Raw genomic sequence first — 22,568 nt, 5'->3', positions numbered from 1 at the left:
AAAGATAGTCATTTTTCGCTATGAGCACACCGCACTCTCGCTATTTTTTCGTACCTTTGGCAATCGGTAAAGAATCGACGGAATGGATTTTTCGAAAGGATTTCTCAAAAGGCTGCTCCCCGCAGCCGCGGTCCTCGCACTGTTTTTCGTCGTGAGCGCCCTCTATTTCGCCCCGCAGTTCCGGGGCGAAGTGCTGCCGCAGCACGACGTCCTGCAATACGAAGGCATGGCCCGGGACATCACCGACATGCGCGCCTCGACGGGCGAAGACCCGCAGTGGACCGGCGGCATGTTCGGCGGCATGCCGGCCTACCTGATAAACGTCGCCTACCCGGCCCAGCTCGTAAAACGCACCGCAGGCCAGATCGTCAAGGCGATCGACACCCCCGCCGGATTCATCTTCTTCGCCATGGCGGCCATGTGGTGCATGCTGCTCATGGCGGGCGTCAACCCCTGGGTGGGCACGGTTCCGGCGCTGGCCTACGGTCTTTCGACCTACTTCCTGCTCATCATCGGCGCCGGGCACGTGACGAAGATGTGGGCGCTGGTTTACGCGCCCCTGATGATGGGCGGCGCATGGGTCGCCCTGCGCGGCAACGTCTGGTGCGGCGCGGCCGTCACGGCCCTCGCCGCATCGCTCGAAATCGGCGCCAACCATCCGCAGATCACCTATTATTTCCTCGTGGCGATGGCCGCATTCTGGGCGAGCGAGGCCGTCGCGGCCTTCCGCGAAGGACGGATGCGGAACTTCGCCCTGCGCACGGCGGCGCTCGCCGCGGCGGGCCTGCTGGCCGCGGGATCGAACTTCGCGCCCCTCTGGTACACGGCCCAGCACTCGAAGGAGACCATCCGCGGCGGCTCGGAGCTGGCCTCCGGGAGCGAAAGCTCCGGCGACGGACTGGCGCTCGACTACGCCACGGCGTGGAGCTACGGCCGCGCGGAGACGCTCAACCTGCTCGTGCCCGACTTCATGGGCCGCGACTCGGGCACGACCCTCCCCGCCGACGGGGAGACGGCCGCCCTGCTCGACGGCTACGGCCTGCGCGGGGCGGCGCAGCAGCTACCCGCCTACTGGGGCACGCAGCCCTATACGGGCGGCCCGACCTACCTGGGCGCGGCGGCGGTGTTCCTGGCCGCACTGGGCATCGCCCTCGCCGGAGGCCGCAACAAATGGTGGATCGTCGCCGTCTGCGCGGTGATGATCCTGCTGGCCTGGGGCCGCAATCTGATGGGTTTCACGGAGCTGGCTTTCCGCATCCTGCCCGGATACGACAAGTTCCGCACCGTCTCGATGACGCTGGTCGTCGTCCAGTGGGCCGTGCCGGTGCTCGGGGCATTGGCCCTCGCACGGCTCTGGAGCGGAGACGTTCCGCGCCGGCGCCTGCTGCGCGCACTGGCCTGGTCGGCGGGCGTCACGGGAGGCGTCTGCCTGCTGCTGGCCGTGGCCGGCGGCTCGCTGTTCGACTTCGGGCGCGCCGAAAGCGCGGAGATGATGACCGAACAGTTCCGCCGCATCTTCGAGGCGAACGACATGCAGGAATACATCTCCCGCGGCACGGACGCCGAATGGGGCGACGCCACCGGCGCGGCGATGGCTGCCGACCGCGCCGCGATGATGCGCTCCGACGCCTGGCGGTCGCTTCTGATGATCCTGCTCGCGGCGGGCTCCGTCGCGCTCTTCGCCCTGCGGCGGATCGGGAAATACGCGCTCACGGCCCTGCTGGCGGCCGTCGTACTGACGGACCTCGTTCCCGTGGACCTGCGGTTCCTCTCCGCGGACAACTTCACCTCGCCCCGCCGCAGGCAAGTGACGCAGACGGACGCCGACAGGACGATCCTGCAGGACTGCGATCCGGGATACCGCGTACTGAACCTCACGGTCAGCCCCTTCAACGACGCCACGACCTCCTATTTCCACCGTTCCGTCGGCGGATACCATGGAGCCAAGCTGGCACGTTATCAGGACCTGATAGACCGCTACCTCTCGCAACTGGACGACGGGGTGCTGGACATGCTCAACACCCGCTATCTGATCGTCCCCGGCAAGGAGGGCGCCCCCGAAGCGAAGCGCCGCACGACGGCTTTCGGGGCGGCATGGTTCGTGGACAGCCTCGTCCGCGCCGCCTCGGCGCAGGAGGAGATCGCCCTGCTGGGCGAGGTGAACCTCCGCACGACGGCCGTCACGTCGTCCGACACGCCCGCCGCGGCGCGCCCGATGCCCACGGGTATCTACGCCTCGGCCCGGATCGACCTCGCGGAGTACCGCCCCAACTACCTCCGCTACGAATACTCGGTACCCGAAGAGGCCCTCGCGGTCTTCTCCGAAATCTACTACGACAAGGGCTGGACGGCCTACGTGGACGGCGAGGAGGCTCCCTACTTCCGGGCCGACTACGTGCTGCGGGCCATGCGGCTGCCGGCCGGCGAACATACCGTCGAATGGAGGTTCCGCGCCCCGCACTGGGCGGCGGCCGAGGGCGTGACGGGCATCTGCTCGGCGCTCATCCTGCTGGGAGCCGCCGCGACGGCGGGGTATTGCTGGAAACGCCGCAGGAAACGGCCGGAAAGCGGAACCGACGAGGCATGAGACGTTCCCGGCAGAGGAAAAGGGACCGCCGTCCCGCCGCGAACGGACATCCGGAACGGACCGCACACGCACGAAGAGGGAACGGCAGGAGCGCCGGAAGGGGCGGGTCCCGGCAACACGAATGAAACAAAAGAGGCACGAATCGAAGATGAAAGACGACAAACGACTCAGACGGAAGGTCCGCAACTCCTATATCGTATCGACGGTCAGCATCGCGCTCGTACTGTTCCTGCTGGGTTCGGTGGGGTATCTGATGGTCGCGGCGCTGAAGGTGGCCGACACGTTGCAGGAGAGCATCGCCATCACCGTGGAGCTGAAGCGGGAGACGACGCCCGAGCGGCGCGACGCGATCGAGAAACGCCTCGCGGCCGAAGACCTCGTGGCCACGATCGCCTACGTTCCCAAAGAGGCGAAACTCGAGGACAAGGAGTTCCGCAAGATGTTCGACAGCGCCTTCGAGGAGATTCTCGAGGAGAACCCGCTGCTCGATTCGTTCGAACTCACGCTGACCCCGGCGTCGGCCGACAAGGAGCTGCTCGCGGAGTTCATCGCCGCCGCGGAGCGCATCGAGGGGGTGGACCGCGTGTCGTATCCGGCGCTCATGGCCGAACGGCTGCACGCCACGGTGGGAAAAATCCGGCTGGTGCTGCTGCTCTTCGGAGGCGCGCTGCTGCTGATCTCGCTCATTCTGGTCAGCAACACGATCCGGCTGGCGATCTATTCGAAACGCTACCTGATCAACACGATGAAACTCGTCGGCGCGACCAAGTGGTTCATCATGCGCCCGTTCCTCGGGAGCAGCGTCACGCAGGGCATCCTCTCCGGAGCCATCGCCTCGGTGCTGTTCGGCGTGGCGGTCTATGGGCTCAACGAAGCCGTGCCCGAACTGCTGACCATCGCCGAAGCGGGCAAGATCGCCCTCATTCTCGGCGCGATGGTTGCAGGAGGCGTACTCATATCGGGGGTCTTCACCTTCGCGGCCCTCAACAAGTTCGTGAACATGAAGTCTAACAAGATATACCTATATTAAATGAAAAAAGAGCGGAAAACGGCCCAGGAGCCTGCCGGGGAGAATCCCCGGATGCCTCTCACGCGCCGCAACTACATCCTGCTGGCGGCCGGGTTCGCCGTCATCGTGCTGGGCTTCGTCCTCATGGCCGGCGGCGGCAGCGACTCGCCCGACGAGTTCGATTACGCCATGTTCTCGTGGCGGCGCATCACGCTGGCGCCGATTCTGGTCATCGGAGGGTTCGTCGTGGAGATCTACGCGATCCTGAAACGCTACGACTGATCCTCCGGCAGCCGGCATCCCCCGGCGCAGCCCGCCGAAACCGCCCGCCGGAGCGCCTTCGGGCGGGCCGTCAGGCTCCGGCTCCGGCAGACGCACGCATCCGGGCGACAATCCGTCGGTTCCGGCAGACAACGGACAATACGAAACAACCACCCAAACCGTTCTATGGATACACTTCAAGCCATCCTGCTCGGCATCGTGCAGGGTATCACGGAATTTTTGCCCGTATCGAGCAGCGGCCACCTGCAAATCGCCAAGGAGCTGCTGGGCGTCGAGCTCGAAGAGAACCTCACGTTCGACGTCGTGCTGCATGCCGCGACGGTGCTCAGTACGATCGTCGTACTCCGGAGCGAGGTATGGCGCCTGCTCGGAGGGCTCTTCTCGCGCCGGTTCAACGAAGAGCAGGCCTACGTGCTCAAACTCGTCGTGTCGATGATTCCGATCGGTATCGTCGGCTTGCTCCTCAAAGACCAGCTCAACGCCCTGCTCGAAGCCCCCTGTATCCTCGCCGTCGTCGGCGCGATGCTCCTCCTCACGGCCGCGCTGCTCGCCTTCGCCTACTACGCCAAACCGCGGCAGAAGGAGACGATCTCCTACCGCGACGCCTTCGTCATCGGCCTCGCGCAGGCCTGCGCCGCCATGCCGGGCCTTTCGCGCTCGGGATCGACCATCGCCACGGGCCTGTTGCTGGGCAACAAAAAGACGGCCGTGGCGCAGTTCTCGTTCCTCATGGTGCTGGCCCCGATTCTGGGCGAGACGCTGCTCGAAGCCGCGAGCGGCGAACTGACGGCCGGCGTGGCCGCCGGACCGCTCGTCGCGGGATTCGCCGCGTCGTTCCTCACGGGCTGCCTGGCCTGCCGGTTCATGCTCGAGATCGTCAAGCGGGGCCGCCTGATCTGGTTCGCCGCCTACTGCGCCGCCGCCGGCATCGTCTCCATCGCAAGCTACCTCATCCGATGAAAGAGACGCCCGACCTGCACGGCATCGACTTCGAGGACGGCTATATCGCCGTCGTGGACAAGCCGCTGCGCTGGACCTCGGCCGACGTGGTCCGCAAGATCAAGTTCACGCTGCGCAAACTCGGCTACCGCAGGATCAAGGTGGGGCATGCCGGGACGCTCGATCCGCTGGCCACCGGCATCCTGCTCGTCTGCATCGGCCGCGCCACCAAACTCGCCGACGCCTTGCAGGCCGAGGAGAAGGAGTACACGGCCGACGTGATGCTGGGGGCCACGACCCCGAGCTACGACCTCGAACACCCCGTGGACCGCACCTATCCGTGGGAACACGTCACGCGCGAAGCGGCCGAAGAGGCGCTGCGGTCGCTCACGGGCGAACGGCTGCAGGAGCCGCCCCTCTTCTCGGCCAAGAAAATCGAGGGGACGCGCGCCTACGAGCTGGCCCGCGCCGGCGAGACGACCCGGTTGCGCAAGTCGCTCATCACGATCTACGAAATGAACATCGAGGAGTTCGACCTCCCGCGCATGCGCATCCGCGTGCGGTGCAGCAAGGGAACCTACATCCGCTCGCTGGCCCGCGAAATCGGCGAGGCGCTGCAAAGCGGCGCGCACCTCACGTCGCTGCGCCGGACCCGCAGCGGAGGCTTCACCCTCGAAAACGCCTGGGACCTGGAGGAATTTCTCAAAAAATTGCAAAATATTGAAACAAAATAGCTTTTTCCGCGTATAGGGATTAATCTGTCTTTTGTTCCGACACGTAAAAAAGCGTTCAATATGAAGTTATCGCAGTACGGATACGAATTTTCGCCCGAAATGCTGGCCAAATACCCGGCCGAGAACCGCGACGAATCGCGCCTGATGGTCGTCAATCGGGCCAAGGGGACCATCGAACACCGCATTTTCAAGGACATCATCGACTATTTCGACGAAAAGGACCTCTTCATCTTCAACGACACGAAGGTCTTTCCCGCGCGTCTGTACGGCAACAAGGAGAAGACCGGCGCCGAGATCGAGATCTTCCTGCTACGCGAGCTGAACCGCGAGCTGCGGCTGTGGGACGTGCTGGTGGACCCGGCGCGCAAGATCCGCATCGGCAACAAGCTCTACTTCGGCGACGACGACCTGCTGGTGGCCGAGGTGATCGACAACACCACCTCGCGCGGCCGCACGCTGCGCTTCCTCTTCGACGGTTCCTACGAGGAGTTCAAGCAGGCGCTCTTCAGCCTGGGCGAGACGCCCCTGCCCAAATGGGTGCGCGAGAAGGTGGAGCCCGAGGACGCGGAGCGTTACCAGACCATCTTCGCCCGCCACGAGGGGGCCGTGGCCGCCCCGACGGCCGGGATGCACTTCTCCAAACACCTGATGAAACGCATGGAGATCAAGGGCATCGACAGGGCCTTCATCACGCTGCACGTGGGGCTGGGCAACTTCCGCACGGTGGACGTCGAGGACCTCTCGAAGCACAAGATGGACTCCGAGCAGTTCTTCGTCACGGACGAGGCCGCCGAGGCGGTCAATGCGGCCAAGCGCGCGGGACACCGGGTCGCGGCCATCGGTACGACGGTCATGCGCACGATCGAGACGGCCGTTTCGACCAACGGCATGATCAAGCCGATGGAGGGATGGACCAACAAGTTCATCTTCGCCCCCTACGACTTCACCGTGGCCGACGCCATGGTGACCAACTTCCACCTGCCCTACTCCACGCAACTGATGATGGTGGCGGCCTTCGGCGGGTACGAAACCGTGATGAACGCCTACAAGGCGGCCCGCGAGGAGGGCTACCGTTTCGGCACTTACGGCGACGCGATGCTTATTCTTTAAGATTTTTTTCGTATCTTTGCGAGTAATGTGAGCGTCCAAATAAAAATTCACGAATCATGGCAAGCAAGATTCTGTACGTGTGTCAGGAGATCACGCCCTATCTTCCCGAAACGGAGAGCTCCCGGCTTTGCCGTGCGCTGACGCAGGCTATGCAGGAACGCGGCAACGAAATCCGCACCTTCATGCCGCGTTACGGCTGCATCAACGAGCGCAGACACCAGCTGCACGAGGTGATCCGCCTCTCGGGCATGAACCTTATCATCGACGACAACGACCACCAGCTCATCATCAAGGTGGCGTCGATTCCCTCCGCCCGCGTACAGATCTATTTCATCGACAACGACGACTACTTCTCGCGCAAGGCCGTGCTGACCGACGCCGAAGGGCGCTATTTTCCGGACAACGACGAACGGGCCATCTTCTTCGCACGCGGCGTGCTGGAGACGGTCAAGAAGCTGCGCTGGACTCCCACGGTGGTCCACTGCCACGGCTGGTTCTCGGGCGTCGTGCCCGTTTACCTGAAACACGTCTTCGCCGACGACCCGATCTTCCGCGACGTGAAGATCGTCGTCTCGCTCTGCGACGACGCCTTCCCCGGAGAGCTCGACCCGGCCTTCGCCCAGAAGATCGCCGGCGAGGGCGTCAAGGACAAAAATCTGGAGATTCTCTCCGCTCCGTCATACGAAAACCTCTGCCGCTTCGTTATGGAGTATGCCGACGGCGTGGCGGTGGCGTCCGAAAAAGCCGATCCCGCCGTGTTGGAGATCGCCCGTGCGAGCGGGAAACCGGTGCTCGAATACCAATCGCCCGAGGCTGCGGACTTTTTCGATAATTACAACCGATTCTATGAAGCGATCCAATAAACTCCTCCGCCTGCTGTTCGGCGCGGCATCGGTCCTTTCGGCGGTCACGCTGACGCTCGGAGGCTGCACCTCGGTGGACGACACGCTGGGAGGCAATCTCGTTCCGGACAACCAGCAGATGCGCGCCGGATTCGTCCGGTTCCCGGAGAGCGGCGAGGACAAGGCGAAATACGTCACCACGCGTCTTTTCCAGAGCGACTCGGTCGTCTCGTCGAACCTCTCGTCGGGCTACTTCGGCTCGCAGCTCAACGACACGCTCGGCCTCCGCACGGCGGGATTCCTGACGCAGATGATCAACCTCTCCGAAATCAAGGAGGGGTATTTCGGATACAAACCGATCTTCGACTCGGCGCAACTGCTCATCTCCATCGCCTCCTACGGCAGGGATACGCTGACCGAACAGCGGTTCGCGGTCTATGAGGTAAAAAGCAACAAATATATCACCGACAAGCCGGTAGCCGCCGGAAAATCGGAGCGCGACACGACCTTCTACCTCAACTTCGACCCGGTGAAGGAGGGGGTGATCGACGAAACCGAGGGGCCGCTGTTCTACTTCACGCTCGGCGGCGAAGACAAAGGCCCCGCCACCACGGCCGTCACGTTGGAGCCCACCGAATCGGGCCGGGAATACATCCAACGGCTGATGTTGCAGCAGGGAGATTACAAGGACGACTACTCGATATACAGCATCGACAGTCTCGAACAGTGGGTCGAGGAGTTCCGGGGCTTCTACATCTGTCCCGATCCCGCCATGCCGCTGACCGCCGACCGGGGCGAAGGGACGATCTTCGGTACGACGCTCGAGTCGTCGGGATTCGCCGTTTACGGACGTAACCGCGTCGAGGCGGACCCCACGCTCATCCAGGATACGCTCCAGATGCTCTACTATTTCTACGAAGGTTCGGTCGATCACGGCAACGTTTCGGTCAATACGGCCTACCACGACTATTCGCAGGCGAAGGAGGCGCTGTTCGAAATCGCCAACGCCCGCGAACCGGCAGCCGGAGAGGCCGACGAACGCCCGGAGACGGCTCGCGTACGCGTGGAGGGCTTCGGCGGCGTGGTGAGCGACATCACCTTCACCGAAGCGTTCTTCGAGGCGCTGGAACGGGAGATCGAGAAAGCGAACGAAGCGGAAGGCAAGGATTTCAGGACGCTGGCATTCAGCCAGGTGACCATGTCTGTCTATTTCAACGACGGCGCCTACGACTGGCAGGAGATCGTCCCGGGAAACGGCTCGGGTCCCGACATCGTGCGGCTGACCGACGAAATGACGGCCGCCCCCTCCCGGCTGGGCCTCTACACGAATTACAAGACGCGGACCCCGATTGCGGACTACAACTACACCTACGAGTCGCAGTACAACACGACGCTCGACTACGGCGGATACGTGAACCGCAGCCAGGGATGCTACAAGATGAATATCACGGCCTACGCCCAGGCGCTCTGGAACAGTTACATGAAGGAGAAGCAGGCCGCCGCGGCCGAGGGGCGTGCGGTGGACCTCTCGAAGGTGCAGAACCGCACGATCTACCTCGCCCCGGAGGCGGGAGGTTTCTACACCACGGCCTTCGGCATCCTGCAGGGCATGGCGACCGACGGCGGCGAAAACAACGCTCCGATCCGGCTCGAACTGGCGTACAACATGATCAAATAAACCGAAGAGAAACCCTTGTGCGGAACCTAAGTGTTGAAGATGCTTAGGTTTTCGCATTTCTGAAAAAGCCATCAAAACAACGTAATGCAGGACAATTTAGTCATCGTAGAGTCCCCTGCCAAGGCCAAGACCATCGAGAAGTTCCTCGGCAAGGACTATATCGTAAAATCGAGCTTCGGACACATCCGCGACCTCTCGAAGAAGGACCTCGGAATCAATATCGACGACGGCTTCAAGCCCGTCTATGAGATTCCGGGCGACAAGAAGAAGGTCGTGGACGAGCTCGCGAAACTCGCGAAGACGAAGACCGTGTGGCTCGCTTCCGATGAAGACCGCGAAGGAGAGGCCATCGCATGGCACCTGACCGAAGTGTTGGGGCTCCCGGTCGATCGGACGAAACGCATCGTCTTCCACGAAATCACCAAGCGGGCGATCCTCGAAGCTATCGAGAAACCCCGCACGGTCAATATGGACCTGGTGAACGCCCAGCAGGCGCGCCGCATCCTCGACCGGCTGGTGGGCTTCGAGCTCTCGCCCGTGCTGTGGAAAAAGGTGCGGCCGGCGCTGTCGGCGGGCCGAGTGCAGTCGGTCGCCGTGCGGCTGATCGTCGAACGTGAGCGCGAGATCATCGCTTTCCGTTCGACTCCCTATTTCCGCGTCGTGGCGCAGTTCTACCCCGCCGGAGATGCGGACAAGACACTCTTCAAGGCCGAGCTGTCCTCGCGTTTCGAGACGGCCGCCGAGGCCGAAGCGTTCCTCCGCGGCTCGGCCGGCGCCGAGTTCACGGTGTCGAAAGCCGAGGAGAAGCCCGCGCAGCGTTATCCCGCGCCGCCCTTCACGACCTCGACGCTCCAGCAGGAGGCGGGCCGCAAGCTGGGCATGTCGGTCTCGCAAACCATGTCCGTGGCGCAGCACCTCTACGAGCAGGGTCTGATCACCTACATGCGTACCGACTCGGTGAACCTCTCGCAGCAGGCGCTCGCGCAGTGCAAGGAGGAGATCACGAAACTCTACGGCGAGAAATACTCGTCGTGGCACAACTACAAGACCAAGACCAAGGGCGCGCAGGAGGCCCACGAGGCCATCCGCCCGTCGTACATCGACCGCCAGACGATCGAAGGCACGCCGGCCGAGAAGAAACTCTACGACCTGATCTGGAAACGCACGGTCGCCTCGCAGATGGTCTGCGCCGAGCTCGACCGCACGACCATCACCATCGACATCAGCGGTTCGGAGCACCAGTTCGTCGCCCAGGGCGAGGTCATCCGCTTCGACGGATTCCTGCGCCTCTATTCCGAATCCACGGACGACGACCAGGCCGCCGAGAGCGGCGAGGGGCTGCTCCCGAAACTCACGGCCGGCGACCGCGTGACGCCGGCGCAGATCACCGCGACGGAGCGCTTCACGCAGGCTCCGCCCCGATACAGCGAAGCGTCGCTGGTCAAGCAGATGGAGGCGCTCGGCATCGGCCGCCCCTCGACCTACGCCCCGACGATCACGACGATCATCAACCGCGGCTATGTCGTCCGCCAGAGCAAGGAGGGTTCGAAACGCAACTATACGCAGATGACGCTCACGGGAGACAAACTCACGACGAAGACCCTCACGGAGAGCTTCGGCAAGGAGAAGAACCGCCTCTCGCCGACCGACATCGGCATGGTGGTGAACGACTACCTCGAGGCGCAATTCGGCCCGATCATCGACTACAACTTCACGGCAAACGTCGAGAAGGAGTTCGACCGCATCGCCGAAGGCGACATCACGTGGGAGAAGATGATCGGCAACTTCTACGGACCGTTTCACAAAATGGTGGACTCGGCGATCGCCATGCAGCCCGCCCGGACGCGCGAAGTGCGCATCCTGGGCAACGACCCTGCGACGGGACATGTCGTGAAGGCCCGCATCGGACGCTACGGCCCGATGGTCGAGATCGAGGGCGCCGAAGGCGAGAAGGGCCGCTTCGCCTCGCTCAGGAAGGGGCAGCTCATCGAGTCGATCACCCTGGACGAGGCGCTCGAACTCTTCGCCCTGCCGCGCGACCTGGGACTGCTCGACGGCGAGAAGCTCATCGTGGGACTGGGCAAGTACGGACCCTACGTCCGCTACGGAAAGTCGTTCGCCTCGCTGGCGCGGACCGACGACCCCTACACGATCACCTACGAGCGGGCCGTGGAGCTCGTCCGGGAGCACAAGGCGGCCGCCGCTGCGGCCCATACGCCGCTCCGGACCTTCCCCGAAGACCCCGACATGCTCGTCAAGAACGGCCGCTACGGCGCCTATATCGCCTACAAGGGCAAGAACTACCGCCTGCCGCGGGGAACCAAGCCCGAAACCCTGACGCTGGACGACTGTCTGAAGATCGTTTCGGAGTCGAAGAAATGATTCGCAGAACCACAACGACACAAAACCCCAATACGCTATGAAAAACTTGCTGCTTTCCGCACTCGCAGTCTGCCTCGCCTGCACGGCCACGGCGCAGACCGCCGATCAGAACGACTCCGCGTCGGGTTACGAATTCACCGACGTGAAGCTCATCCCGACCACGCCCGTCAAGGACCAGAGCCGCAGCGGCACCTGCTGGTGCTTCTCGACCCTGTCGTTCCTCGAGAGCGAAATCCTCAAGGCCGGAGGCCCCGAGATGCACCTCTCGGAAATGTGGATCGTCCGCCACTCGTTCATGGACAAGGCCGAGAAGTACATCCGCCTGCACGGAGAGCTGAACTTCGCCGAGGGAGGCGCTTCGCACGACGTGACGGAGGGCATCAAGGCCCACGGCATCGTTCCCTTCGAGGTCTATCCGGGCCTGAACTACGGAACCGAGAAACCCGATTTCCACGAGCTGTCGGTCGTGCTCAAAGCCTACCTCGACGGCGTGCTCAAGGCCGCGGAGAGCGGCAAGCCCCTCTCGACGGCCTGGAAACGCGGCTTCAACGCCCTCCTCGACGAGTACTTCGGCCCGATGCCCGAAACGTTCACCTACGAGGGCAAGGAGTACACGCCCGAATCGTTCGCCGCATCGCTGCCGATCGACATGGAAAACTACGTGGACCTCTCGTCGTTCACGCACCATCCCTTCTACACGCGCTTCATCATCGAGGTTCCCGACAACTGGATGTGGGGCACGGTTTACAACCTGCCGCTCGAGGAGATGATGGCCACGATCGACCACGCGCTGGCCAACGGCTACACCGTATCGTGGGGCACGGACGTCAGCGAGAAGGGCTTCAGCCGCACGAAGGCCATCGGCGTCATTCCCGAAGCCGACACCGAGAGCATGAGCGGCACGGAAGCCGAACGCTGGGGCAAGCTCACCGACAAGGAAAAGGAGAAGGCGCTCTACTCCTTCGACAAGCCCGGCAAGGAGCGCACGATCACGCAGGAGATGCGTCAGACGGCGTTCGACAACTTCGAGACCACCGATGACCACGGCATGCTCATCATGGGCATCGCCGAGGACCAGAACGGCACACCCTACTACAAGGTGCAGAACTCGTGGAACACCGTGCCTCCCTACGACGGATTCTGGTACTTCTCGAAACCCTTCGTGGCCTACAAAACCACCTCGATCATGGTGAACAAGAACGCCATTCCGAAGGAGATCGCCAAAAAGCTGGGCCTGAAATAGGCCTCGCCGCAACGGCGCAGACACGACGCGGCCCGCTCTCCGGAGAGCGGGCCGCGCGCATGATTGCGTATAGGAGAAAAGGGCCGCCGGCCGGTCACTCCCCGATCTCGACGCCCAGCAGGCGCGCCAGCCCGACGGCCTGCTCGGGGCTGACCCGCAATCCCTTCAGCTCGGGCGAAACGACCTCGCGGAGCCGGATACACCGAATGTCGGAATCGGCGAAGGAGATCCCCGCGAGGCGCGTTCCCGAAAAGTCGGCCGTCACCAGCCCGCACTGCGAAAACACGACCCGCTCGAAGCGGCATCCGTCGAAGAAACCGCCCCGAAGCTGCGCCCCGGCGAAGCGGACGCTCCGCAGCCGCGAACGGGAGAAATTGACGAATTCGCCCTTGCAGTGCCCGAACACGACGTGTTGCAGCGTCGTCTCCGCGAATCCGGCCCCGGCGATCTTGCACTCCTCGAACCGCACACGGAAAAAACTCGCGCCCTGCAAGTCGGCCACCGACAGGTCGCAGTTCCGGAAGAGGACGTCCGTGAAACGGGAGCCGCGGAACACCGCACCTCCCAGCCGGCATCCCGAGAAACGGCATCCCTGCACGGAGAGACGGCTGCAATCCTCCGACGGCAGCGCGACGCCGCGGAACGAAAGGCCCTCGATCTCACCTTCCGGTACGAGCACGGCCGAACCGGCCGGCGCTCCGGATTCGGGAGGCAGCCGCGGAGGGGCGATCGCCGGAGATGCGGATTGTTCCATACGTCCGCAAAGATAGGGAATTTTCCGGAAGATCGTCCGGGAAACGGGAACGGCCGACGGAGGTTTTTGCCGGATAGGAAATAATTGCTACCTTTGTTCGGAATATGCACGTGACATTTCTGATAAAGAGCGCGTTGCTGCTCTCGACGCTGCTCGTCTGCATCATCCGCCCCGCCGCGGCGCAGACGGCCGAATGCCCGACGGCACGCCCCTCGGTCCGGACCGCGCCGGACCGAATCGGAGAGGTCCGCGCATATCCCGCCGCCGCACCCGCGGACACCCTCCGCAGCGACACCGCGGCGAAACGGCCCGGACTGATCCGCCGCATCATCGACTATTACAGCCGTTCGAACGTGGACCGCACCTTCGAAAAGAAGATCGACTGGAGCATCGCGCCGGGCCCCAACTACTCCTCCGACGTCGGCTTCGGGATCGGATTCCTGCTCGCCGGACTCTACCGCCTCGACCGCACGGATTCGGTCACCGCACCCTCGAACGTCTCCATCTACGGCAACTTCACGACCCAGAAGTTCGTGCTGCTGCGCTTCTCCGGCGACAACCTCTTCAACCACAACCGCCAACGGCTGAGCTATTCGGGGGCCTTCGTCTATTTCCCGGGAGCCTTCTACGGCATCGGCTACGAAGCCGGAAAGGAGGGTTACGCCCAGGACCTCACCACGACGATGGGCACTGTCAACGTCTCCTACTGCACGTCGCTCGCCGGACGTTTCTACGTCGGCGTGAGCGGCGGCCTCAACTACACGGGCGCCGCCTATCGGAGCAGCGGCATGACGGAATACCTCGAAGGCATCCGGGACGGCCGGTACGAAAAACCCGGCGGGCAGCGGGGCGAACTCTACGACCTCTGGCTCGAAGGGCGCTACCTGCCCGAAAAGCAGGATCCTTTCTCGAACTACATCGCCGCAACGGGCGACCGCCCCAACGCCCTCAACGCCCATGTCGGTATCTTCGCGCAGTACGATACGCGCGACGTGACGTTCAACGCCTCGAAAGGCGTCTTCGTCAAGGCCGAAGCCAAATGGTATCCGGAGTGGCTGGGCAACACGCGCCGCACGTTCGGCCGCTTCACCCTGACGTTCGATTTCTACCAGCGGCTCTGGAAAGGAGCCGTATTGGCCTGCGACCTCTATGCCGACGCCACGGCGGGAACCCCTTCGTGGCACATGTACGCCAAGATGGGCGGCATGGAACGCATGCGCGGCTACTACGAGGGGCGCTACCGCGACAAGCGGCTCGTGGAGGCGCAGGCGGAACTGCGACAGAAGATTTACCGCCGCCACGGCGTCGTGGCCTGGATCGGCGGCGGACAGGTATGGGGCACGAACCGCTTCCGCTGGAGCAACACGCTTTGCAGTTTCGGCTGCGGTTACCGTTTCGAATTCAAGAATCGCATGAATATCCGCCTCGACTACGGCTGGGGCAACTACGGCAACCCGAATCTGCCGTGGGACCGGAAACGCTCTTCGGCCTTCCTCTTCACGGCTTCGGAGGCGTTCTAATACCGGAAGACGAGGAGATACCCCGCCGTTCGCAGCACGGAGAGCGTCACCGGCGCGCCGCCGCAGACGGAACCCGTCACCTTCCCCGCCGCACCGTCCGCCATGCCGACAGGCTCTTCGCCCGGAACGCCGGTCCCTGCGGACGCCGCCGTCACTCCGACACCGGAATTTCCCCCCGGCAGCGGATCGAACCCCTCGCCGAGGTCCGCCTCCAGCAGCCGCAGGTCGCGCAGCAGGTCCAGCTCCCTCCGCCCCGCATATTTGTAGAGCGCCTCCTTGGCGCACCATGCCACGGCGGGCCACAGGGCGGATTCCGAAAGCCGCCGTTCGCAAGGGGTCATGTACCGTGCGATCACGCGGCCGAAGTTCCGCGTCTCGGATTCGATGTCCACGGCGCACGGTCCCTCCGACAGCACGACCGCCACCCGGCCCGGGCAGTGCGAGACGGAAATCCGTTCGGCGCGCCCCGGCAGGCAGGGTGCGCCGTTCGCATCGTAGGCGATCCGCACGTCGCGCCCCAGCTCGCGCCGCACGACGGCCCGCCACGTCAGGAATTCCGCACGGCGAACCGCCGAACCGAACCCGGCAGCCGTCGCGAGCTCCTCACCGGTCACCCAGGGCGCCGCCTCGGCCTCCGTCATCGGGGCGAGCGTCAGCAATCGTTTCATAACAGATCGACCCGGATTTTGTCGATGCGGTGTCCTTCCGTCTCCTGTACCGTGAACCGGATGTCGTGCGCCGTAAAGACGTCGCCCTTGCGCGGGAAGTCGCGCTTGAGTTCGAGCATCAGTCCCGCCAGCGTCTCCGCCTCGCCCCTCACGTCGGCGAAGGTGCCCTCTCCGAGCTCGAGAATCCGTTCGAAATCCCCCAGGTGGGTCTTGCCCTCGAAAAGATAGCTCCGGGCGTCGAGGCGCGTATAGAAGCACTCGTCGTTGTCGCTCTCGTCGGAAATCTCGCCCACGATCTCCTCGATGATGTCCTCCAGCGACACCAGCCCCAGCGTCGAGCCGTATTCGTCCACGACGACGGCCATGTGGATCTTGTTCGTCTGGAAATCGGCCAGCAGGTCGTTGATCTTCTTGTGCTCGGGGACGAAAAAGGGCTTGCGGATGAGCTGCTGCCAGGCGAAATCCCGGTCGTTGTTGATATAGGGCAGCAGGTCCTTCACGTAGAGCGTACCGCGGATGTTGTCCATGTCCTCCTCATAGACCGGAATGCGCGAGAAGCCCGATTCGATGATCGTGCGCTTGACCGTTTCGTAGTCGTCTTTGATATCGAGTGCCGTCATGTCCACGCGGGGCTTCATGATCTCCTGCACCTCGGTATTGACGAAGCTGACGATGCCCGAAAGCATCACGTGCTCCTCGCGGCAGGAACTCTGCGTCATGTCCACGGCATCGGCCAGTTCGTCGAGCGAAATTTCGCTCCGGTGCGCCGCTTTCTCGCTGATGCGGCTGCTGGCATGGACCAGCGCATACGACAGAGGGTAGAAAATCCGCCGCAGCGCCAGCAGAGGCCGCGCCACGGCCGAGGCGAACCCCACCGGAACGGTCTGCGCCAGGACCTTGGGCAGGATCTCGCCGAAGAGCAGCAGCAGGAAGGTCACCAGCACGGTCTTGAACAGGAACTCGAAACGCAGGAAGGTGAACAGCGAGTCGATGATACCCGACGTGAGGATGACGATGCAGACATTCACCAAGTTGTTCACCACCAGAATCGTCGCCAGCAGCATGTCCACGTCCGTCAGCAGGCGCAGCACGGCCCCCGCCGATGCGCTCCGACTCGCCTTGAGACGGTTCACGTCATTGTGCGACAGCGAAAAAAACGACGTTTCGGCCCCCGACACGAGCGCCGAAACACACAACAAGAAAAGCGTCACCGCGCAAAGCGCGGCAATGCGGGGTTCGAACCCGTTGAATACGATCCAGGAACCGGTCTCTTCCAAACTTTCCGACGATTAGTTAATCGAACAGCGAGCCGCCCTTCGGCTCCTCCTTCGACGTTCCGGCCGCCTCGTCCCGGAGCACCTCCTTGCGGCCGCCCGAGGTCTGCACGACGAACGCCGAGTTGCGCGTCTGGTAGGCGGGCTTGGCCAGCAGCGCCTCGATATTGCTGTAACGTGTCGGTTTGGCGCCGAGCACGACCTGTTCGGGCTGGCGCGGAGCGGGTTTGGGCGCGGCGGGTTTGATCGGCTCCAGCACCGGAGCCGTCGGTTCGGCCGCAGGCTGCTCGGCATTGCGCGCCGCAGGCACGATCGGATGCATTCCGTGCTGCTCCTCGTCGCCCTCGAAGCCCGTGGCCACCACCACCAGTTCGATGGCGTTGCCCAGTTGCGGCTTCTCGCTCGTACCCCAGATGATGTTGGCGTTGTGGATCACGCCGCGGTCGTCCTGCACGCTGGCATGGGCCTGGATGTATTCGAGAATGCGCACGACCTCTTCGTACATGAGCGCATCGGCGTCCGAGACGGATATGTTCAGCAGGATGTTCTTCGCCCCCGAAATGAGGTTGTGGTCCAGCAGCGGCGAGCGCAGCGACGCCTCGGCCACCGCCTCGGCGCGGTTGTCGCCTTCGGCCACGGCCACGGCCATATGGGCGCGGCCGCTGTCGCGCATCACCTTCGAGACGTCGGCGAAATCGACGTTCACCAGATCGCTCTCCACGGTGATGATCTCGGCGATGCCCTTCGCCGCCGAAGCCAGGATGTCGTCGGCTTTGCCGAAGGCCTGCTTGAGCGAGAGGCGCCCGTAGATCTCGAGAATGTTCTCGTTGTTGATGATGAGCAGCGAATCGACGTTCTGCCGCAGCTCCTCGATGCCGCGGAACGCCTGCTCGTAACGGATCTTGCCCTCGACGGCCAGCGGCGAGGTGACGATGGCCACCGTCAGCAGTCCCATCTCCCGGGCCAGTTTGGCGATGACGGGCGAAGCGCCCGTACCCGTGCCGCCGCCCATGCCGGCCGTGATGAAGATCATCTTCGTACCGACCTCCTCGAGCTGCTGGCGGATTTCGGGCAGCGTCTCGACCGCGGCGCGGCGCCCGTTCTCGGGATCGTTGCCCGCACCGAGCCCCTCGGCCCCGAGGCGGATTTTCCGCTCCACGGGGCTTTTGTCCAACGCCTGCTGGTCCGTGTTGCAGACCATGAAGGTCACGCCCCGGATGCCGAGGTTCCACATGTGGTTCACGGCGTTGCCTCCGGCCCCGCCGACTCCGACCACCGTGATAATCGACCCGTCCGTACGCGGAGCCTTGATTTCCGACATCAATTCGTCTGTCATATCGTTATTTCCTAATTATCCAAACAACTTAAATTACCCTTTTTCTCCCGCAGGTAAGCGGGTTTCCGCGGCGTTTACAAATCCGGCCCTCCCCCAAACCCCTCTCCTCGGAGGGAACTTGCCGCAACGCAGCCGGGGATTCAGCCGGGATTTCGACCGGAATGCAGACGAACGGACCCGCCCTAAATCTCCTCGTCCTCGGCCGCCGAGAAACTCTTGTTGATCTTGTCGAACGTCTTCTGGAAGATCGAGCCCCAGTCGCGCTTGCGCCGGGGCGCTTCGGACGCCGGACGCTCCCCCGACCGCTCCCGCTGCCCGGCGGTCTCCTCCTCCGGAGCCGGTTCGGCCGCAGCGACAGCCGGCGCCTCTTCCTGATGCGGACGGGGCGGCACATGCCGGAACCCGGGCGCGGGCTGCGGCGGCTGTACGGGAGCGAACGGGCGCCGCGGTTCGGCGGCAGCAGACGCGTCCGCCGGCGACTGCGGCCGCTCGGCGAAGGCGCAGCCGCCCTGTTCGGCCCCCCGGAGCAGAATGCCCGCGGCCGTCGAGAAGGCAGGATCGGCGATCCGGGCCTGCGACTCCTCCGAAATCCCCGCCTCGGGAAGCGCCACGCGCACGTCCATCTTCGTCACGCGGCGGAACAGCTCGTCGAGGTCTTTCAGACGGGCCGAGCCGCCCGTCAGGACGATGCCGTAGGCGAGTTTCCCGTCGTAGCCCGAATCGCGGATCTCCTGCATGACGAACTCCGCGATGTCCGTGGCGCGGGCCTCGATGACCGTGGCCAGGTTACGCAGCAGGATGTCCTTCGCCTCGCGGGCCGTGCGGCCGTTCACCCGGATGAGTTTCTCGTCCGAGGCCAGTTCGGCGACGGCCGAACCGTACTTCTGTTTCAGGCTTTCGACGTGTTTTTCGGGAACGCTCATCGTCCGGATGTCGCGGTTGATGGCCGACGCCCCCATCGGGATCGAGGCGATGTAACGCACCACGTTGCGGTAATAGACCGCCACGTCCGTCACGCCCGCGCCGATATCTACCACCGCCGCGCCCTCCTCCTTCTCGTCGGGCAGCAGCACCGCCTCGGACGAGGCCAGCGCCCCCGGAACGACTCCCAGCATTTTGATCCCCAACCGCTTGAGCGCCATTTCGAGCCGCTGGATCGGCGTGCGCAGGCAGAGGATGAAGTTGAACGTCGAGGAGAGCTTCTTGCCGAACGACCCCACCGGGTTCCGCACCTCCTGACTGTCATCGACCATGTAGTTCTGGGGCACGCGCTCCATGATGGTCTCGTCGTCGGGCGCCTGCACGTTGCGCATCCTGTCGAACAGCGCATCGACGTCCTTCCGATTGACGCCGTTCTGCGGATCGTAAACGAAGACGTGGTCCGTATGGCGGGCGCAGCGGACGAAATCGCCCGAGATGCCGGCATACGCCTCCGTGATGCGTATGCCCAATTGCTCCTGGACCTCCTCCACCGCCTCGCGGATGGCCCGGCTCACCAGCTCGATATTCTCGATCTTGCCGGCATGGACCCCTTCGACGGGTTTCGAGACGACGCAGGCCACGTCGAGCGTCCCTTCGGCCCCTTTCGAGCCGACCGCCACGACGACCGACGAAGAGCCCAGATCGACGGCTACGGTATAATTTTTTCTTTCCACGGTACAAATTTATTTCTTGCAAACCACCTGATTCCTGTATCTGACGTCGATCGTCCGGTACTCGTCCCAACCGATCGACGAAAGGCCGCTGCGGTAGAACCGCAACAGTTTGTCGAACTTCCCCCCGATGTCGTCCAACCGGCCGAAGAGGATCGTGAAACGGCCGCTCCGGGGCGTAAGCTCCACCTCCAATGCGCCGCTGGGGGTCGTCCGAGCCGCGATCTGCACCACTTCCGACCTCCAGAAACCGTCGTCCTCGACGATTTTCACAAAGGTAAGGAGTTTCATGAAATCTTCGTAGCTTTTTTCCAATTTTTTTTGCGCCCGCCGCTCGGCCTCCTGCTGCGCGGCGATCCCCTCGATCCGCTCGCGGATCACCCGGCTCCGGTAGCGGTAATCGCGCCGCAGCCGCGCCTTCTTCTCCCGCAGCTCCCTGACGCGGGCGTCGAACTCCCCGGAGCTCTCCAGCCGCCACCAGCGCCGCTTGATCCGCATCCGGCGGAGCGCGGCGATGTCGCGGTCGTTCTCGATCTCGCGGCGGTAATAGGGATATTTCTCCCGCTCCAGTTGTTCGATGCGCCGTTCGATCTCCTGCAGTTGCTCGTCGATATGCCGCCTCACGTCGCCCGTGTAGGAGGCCGGGAAGGGCGGCCGGTACGGTCCGGTCACCACCGGCACGTAGAGCGACGAGGCGCGCGGCGCGGCGAACACGTACCCCTCGGAGGTGACGTAGGCGTTCATGCCGTCGGTCAGCAGCCGCAGGAGCGGCTTGCGCTGGCTGATCCCGATATGCAGCACCGCACCGTAATCGACATAGGCCACCGCTTCGTCCACGAAACCGTTGCGGGCGATCAGCGTCTCGATCCCCGACAGGTCCACCTCATCAACAGCCGTGCCGATCGTAGGAATCCCGCTGTCCGAAATCCAGCCGCGGACCATCGCCGCCGACACCAGATGCCCCTGCGAGGTGCTGTCCACCACCTCGATCTCCATGCGGGCGACCGTCCGGGCCTTCCGCGCACGGCGCGCCGCAGCGGCCGCCCAGAGCATGTATCCGGCGACCGCCGCCCAGAGCAGCGTCAGCAACGCGTATTTGAGAGTCCGGTTCAATGTCCGTTGTTCCGTTCGCTTCCATTCATCCGCCCGGGACGCCGCCTCAGCTCTTCGCCCGCAGCCGTTCGGCCAGCGCCCCGCAGCAGGCGTCGATATTGCCCGCGCCGAACGAGATCACCACGTCGGTCGGCATGGCGGCCACCTCGTCGGCCAGCCGTCCGCGCTCCACGATGCGGCAGGGGACAGTCACCAGCCCGGCGATCAGCTCCGACGAGACCCCTTCGATCGGCTCCTCGCGCGCCGGGTAGATCGGCAGCAGCACGACCTCGTCGGCATGCGACAGCGCCTCGGCGAACTCCACGTAAAGATCTCGCGTGCGGGTGTAGAGGTGGGGCTGGAACAGCGCCGTGATGCGCCGCCCGGGGAACATCCGCCGGACGGAGGCGAGCGTCGCCGCCAGTTCGCGCGGGTGGTGCGCATAGTCGTCCATGTAAACCTGCTTCGGCGTATTGACGTAGAACTCGAACCGCCGCTTCACGCCCGAGAACGAGGCCAGCGCCCCGCGCAGGGCATCGGCGTCCGGCTCCGCGCCCTCCGCCTTCGCGGCACACCACACCGAGGCCACGGCCGCCACCGAATTTTCGATATTGACCCATCCCGGAACGCCCAGCGTGCACCCCTCGATCACACCCGACGGCGTGACCACGTCGTAGCGGTAGTGCCCGCCTTCGAGCAGCCGCACGCCGCGGGCGTAGAAGTCGCACGGCTCGTCGTAGGAGTAGCGGTAAACCGCGATACCGGGGTTGTCCGCCACGATCTCCACCCCCTGCTTGAGAATCAGCGCGCCGCCCGGCCGGATCTGCCGCACGAACTGCGCGAAGGCCTCCTTGAGGGCCTCGTGCGTCCCGTAGATGTCGAGGTGGTCCGCATCGGCCGAGGTCACCACGGCCACGTCGGGATGCAGCCGCAGGAACGAACGGTCGAACTCGTCGGCCTCGACCGCCAGCCGCGGTCCGTCGCCCAGCACGAGGTTGCCGCCGAAATTCTTCGAAATGCCCCCGAGGAAGGCCGAACCGCCGCCCGTCAGCGCACGGTTGAGCCACGCCACGAGCGTCGAAGTGGTCGTCTTGCCGTGCGTCCCCGCCACCGCCATCACGTATTTCCCTTCGGAGAGGTGTCCGAGCATCTGCGACCGCTTCTCGATGGAAAAGCCCCCGTCGCGGAAGTAGCGGAACTCGCCCAGGTCGTCGGGCACGGCCGGCGTATAGACCACCATCGTGGCCGCCGGATCGCGGAACGGACCGGGAATCCGCCGCACGTCGTCTTCATAGTGGATCGCCGCCCCTTCGGCCTCCAGTTCTCCGGTCAGCAGGGACGGCGTGCGGTCGTAGCCCGCCACCCGTTTGCCCTCGCGGAGGAAATAGCGGGCCAGGGCGCTCATGCCGATTCCCCCGATCCCGAGAAAATAGATATTGTCGAACTTCATAACTTCGCTCTGTCGT

The 22,568-nt window shown here is 63.9% G+C and carries 18 protein-coding genes; 11 read left to right on the top strand and 7 right to left on the bottom strand.

What is annotated here, in order from left to right; translation table 11 throughout:
- Positions 1 to 82 precede the first annotated feature (82 nt).
- The 10 genes from KB554_RS11630 (at position 83) to KB554_RS11585 (ending at position 12,806) form a co-directional block, all read left to right on the top strand.
- Positions 83 to 2,587 (top strand): YfhO family protein, encoded by a 2,505-nt coding sequence (locus tag KB554_RS11630; protein ID WP_211036270.1) that lies wholly within the window; start codon positions 83 to 85, stop codon positions 2,585 to 2,587.
- A gap of 148 nt (positions 2,588 to 2,735) precedes the next feature.
- Complete coding sequence (locus KB554_RS11625; RefSeq protein ID WP_211036268.1) at positions 2,736 to 3,617, top strand: permease-like cell division protein FtsX; 882 nt, start codon at positions 2,736 to 2,738, stop codon at positions 3,615 to 3,617.
- On the top strand, positions 3,618 to 3,878 hold the full coding sequence (locus tag KB554_RS11620) for a DUF3098 domain-containing protein (protein WP_141428600.1): 261 nt from the start codon (positions 3,618 to 3,620) through the stop codon (positions 3,876 to 3,878).
- A gap of 165 nt (positions 3,879 to 4,043) precedes the next feature.
- Positions 4,044 to 4,838 (top strand): undecaprenyl-diphosphate phosphatase, encoded by a 795-nt coding sequence (locus KB554_RS11615; protein WP_141428598.1) that lies wholly within the window; start codon positions 4,044 to 4,046, stop codon positions 4,836 to 4,838.
- Positions 4,835 to 5,551, top strand: a complete 717-nt coding sequence (gene truB / locus KB554_RS11610; RefSeq protein WP_141428597.1) for a tRNA pseudouridine(55) synthase TruB — start codon at positions 4,835 to 4,837, stop codon at positions 5,549 to 5,551. The genes KB554_RS11615 and truB overlap by 4 nt, the downstream gene beginning before the upstream one ends.
- A gap of 60 nt (positions 5,552 to 5,611) precedes the next feature.
- The gene (gene queA, locus KB554_RS11605; protein WP_141428595.1) at positions 5,612 to 6,661 is read left to right on the top strand and encodes a tRNA preQ1(34) S-adenosylmethionine ribosyltransferase-isomerase QueA; all 1,050 of its coding nucleotides are present in this window, start codon (positions 5,612 to 5,614) and stop codon (positions 6,659 to 6,661) included.
- 56 nt (positions 6,662 to 6,717) lie between these two features.
- Positions 6,718 to 7,524 carry a glycogen/starch synthase gene (locus KB554_RS11600; protein ID WP_211036266.1) on the top strand — a complete coding sequence of 269 codons (807 nt, stop codon included), beginning with the start codon at positions 6,718 to 6,720 and terminating at the stop codon, positions 7,522 to 7,524.
- Positions 7,508 to 9,181 (top strand): DUF4270 family protein, encoded by a 1,674-nt coding sequence (locus tag KB554_RS11595; protein ID WP_211036265.1) that lies wholly within the window; start codon positions 7,508 to 7,510, stop codon positions 9,179 to 9,181. Before KB554_RS11600 ends, KB554_RS11595 begins: the two co-directional genes overlap by 17 nt.
- A gap of 84 nt (positions 9,182 to 9,265) precedes the next feature.
- Complete coding sequence (gene topA, locus KB554_RS11590) at positions 9,266 to 11,563, top strand: type I DNA topoisomerase (protein WP_211036264.1); 2,298 nt, start codon at positions 9,266 to 9,268, stop codon at positions 11,561 to 11,563.
- Positions 11,564 to 11,600: 37 nt separating this feature from the next.
- A complete protein-coding gene (locus KB554_RS11585; RefSeq protein WP_141428587.1) occupies positions 11,601 to 12,806 on the top strand; it encodes a C1 family peptidase in 1,206 nt (401 codons plus the stop codon).
- Between the two features lie 94 nt (positions 12,807 to 12,900).
- Here KB554_RS11585 and KB554_RS11580 read toward each other — a convergent pair whose 3' ends face one another.
- A complete protein-coding gene (locus KB554_RS11580) occupies positions 12,901 to 13,560 on the bottom strand; it encodes a pentapeptide repeat-containing protein (RefSeq protein WP_211036263.1) in 660 nt (219 codons plus the stop codon).
- Between the two features lie 119 nt (positions 13,561 to 13,679).
- Between KB554_RS11580 and KB554_RS11575 the strand changes: the two genes are divergently transcribed.
- Positions 13,680 to 15,080: a BamA/TamA family outer membrane protein gene (locus KB554_RS11575; protein ID WP_211036337.1), complete on the top strand. Its 1,401-nt coding sequence runs from the start codon at positions 13,680 to 13,682 to the stop codon at positions 15,078 to 15,080.
- On the opposite strand, the gene KB554_RS11570 is transcribed toward KB554_RS11575, so the two are convergent.
- The 6 genes from KB554_RS11570 to murC all read right to left on the bottom strand — a co-directional run bounded on the left by KB554_RS11570 (position 15,077) and on the right by murC (position 22,552).
- On the bottom strand, positions 15,077 to 15,748 hold the full coding sequence (locus KB554_RS11570) for a 4'-phosphopantetheinyl transferase superfamily protein (RefSeq protein WP_211036262.1): 672 nt from the start codon (positions 15,746 to 15,748) through the stop codon (positions 15,077 to 15,079). The two genes, KB554_RS11575 and KB554_RS11570, sit on opposite strands and share 4 nt — an antisense overlap.
- Positions 15,745 to 17,025 (bottom strand): gliding motility-associated protein GldE, encoded by a 1,281-nt coding sequence (gene gldE / locus KB554_RS11565; protein ID WP_211036261.1) that lies wholly within the window; start codon positions 17,023 to 17,025, stop codon positions 15,745 to 15,747. Before gldE ends, KB554_RS11570 begins: the two co-directional genes overlap by 4 nt.
- Before the next feature lie 16 nt (positions 17,026 to 17,041).
- Positions 17,042 to 18,358: a cell division protein FtsZ gene (gene ftsZ, locus KB554_RS11560; protein WP_211036260.1), complete on the bottom strand. Its 1,317-nt coding sequence runs from the start codon at positions 18,356 to 18,358 to the stop codon at positions 17,042 to 17,044.
- Between the two features lie 182 nt (positions 18,359 to 18,540).
- A complete protein-coding gene (gene ftsA, locus KB554_RS11555; RefSeq protein WP_211036259.1) occupies positions 18,541 to 20,013 on the bottom strand; it encodes a cell division protein FtsA in 1,473 nt (490 codons plus the stop codon).
- Positions 20,014 to 20,022: 9 nt separating this feature from the next.
- Positions 20,023 to 21,123: a hypothetical protein gene (locus KB554_RS11550; RefSeq protein ID WP_211036258.1), complete on the bottom strand. Its 1,101-nt coding sequence runs from the start codon at positions 21,121 to 21,123 to the stop codon at positions 20,023 to 20,025.
- Positions 21,124 to 21,169: 46 nt separating this feature from the next.
- Positions 21,170 to 22,552: a UDP-N-acetylmuramate--L-alanine ligase gene (gene murC / locus KB554_RS11545; RefSeq protein WP_211036256.1), complete on the bottom strand. Its 1,383-nt coding sequence runs from the start codon at positions 22,550 to 22,552 to the stop codon at positions 21,170 to 21,172.
- Positions 22,553 to 22,568 lie beyond the last annotated feature (16 nt).

Source organism: Alistipes sp. Marseille-P2263 (assembly GCF_018101075.1).
In the GTDB taxonomy this organism is placed as follows: domain Bacteria; phylum Bacteroidota; class Bacteroidia; order Bacteroidales; family Rikenellaceae; genus Alistipes; species Alistipes dispar.
This window is presented reverse-complemented; position numbering and strand designations above follow the sequence as displayed.

Bases quoted from the DNA above. Each gene is read 5' to 3' on its own strand.
- KB554_RS11630 (WP_211036270.1), top strand. From the start codon at position 83: ATGGATTTTTCGAAAGGATTTCTCAAAAGGCTGCTCCCCGCAGCCGCG.
- KB554_RS11585 (WP_141428587.1), top strand. From the start codon at position 11,601: ATGAAAAACTTGCTGCTTTCCGCACTCGCAGTCTGCCTCGCCTGCACG.
- KB554_RS11615 (WP_141428598.1), top strand. From the start codon at position 4,044: ATGGATACACTTCAAGCCATCCTGCTCGGCATCGTGCAGGGTATCACG.
- KB554_RS11595 (WP_211036265.1), top strand. From the start codon at position 7,508: ATGAAGCGATCCAATAAACTCCTCCGCCTGCTGTTCGGCGCGGCATCG.
- KB554_RS11620 (WP_141428600.1), top strand. From the start codon at position 3,618: ATGAAAAAAGAGCGGAAAACGGCCCAGGAGCCTGCCGGGGAGAATCCC.
- KB554_RS11570 (WP_211036262.1), bottom strand. From the start codon at position 15,748: ATGAAACGATTGCTGACGCTCGCCCCGATGACGGAGGCCGAGGCGGCG.
- truB (WP_141428597.1), top strand. From the start codon at position 4,835: ATGAAAGAGACGCCCGACCTGCACGGCATCGACTTCGAGGACGGCTAT.
- murC (WP_211036256.1), bottom strand. From the start codon at position 22,552: ATGAAGTTCGACAATATCTATTTTCTCGGGATCGGGGGAATCGGCATG.
- KB554_RS11600 (WP_211036266.1), top strand. From the start codon at position 6,718: ATGGCAAGCAAGATTCTGTACGTGTGTCAGGAGATCACGCCCTATCTT.
- topA (WP_211036264.1), top strand. From the start codon at position 9,266: ATGCAGGACAATTTAGTCATCGTAGAGTCCCCTGCCAAGGCCAAGACC.
- queA (WP_141428595.1), top strand. From the start codon at position 5,612: ATGAAGTTATCGCAGTACGGATACGAATTTTCGCCCGAAATGCTGGCC.
- ftsZ (WP_211036260.1), bottom strand. From the start codon at position 18,358: ATGACAGACGAATTGATGTCGGAAATCAAGGCTCCGCGTACGGACGGG.
- KB554_RS11625 (WP_211036268.1), top strand. From the start codon at position 2,736: ATGAAAGACGACAAACGACTCAGACGGAAGGTCCGCAACTCCTATATC.
- KB554_RS11580 (WP_211036263.1), bottom strand. From the start codon at position 13,560: ATGGAACAATCCGCATCTCCGGCGATCGCCCCTCCGCGGCTGCCTCCC.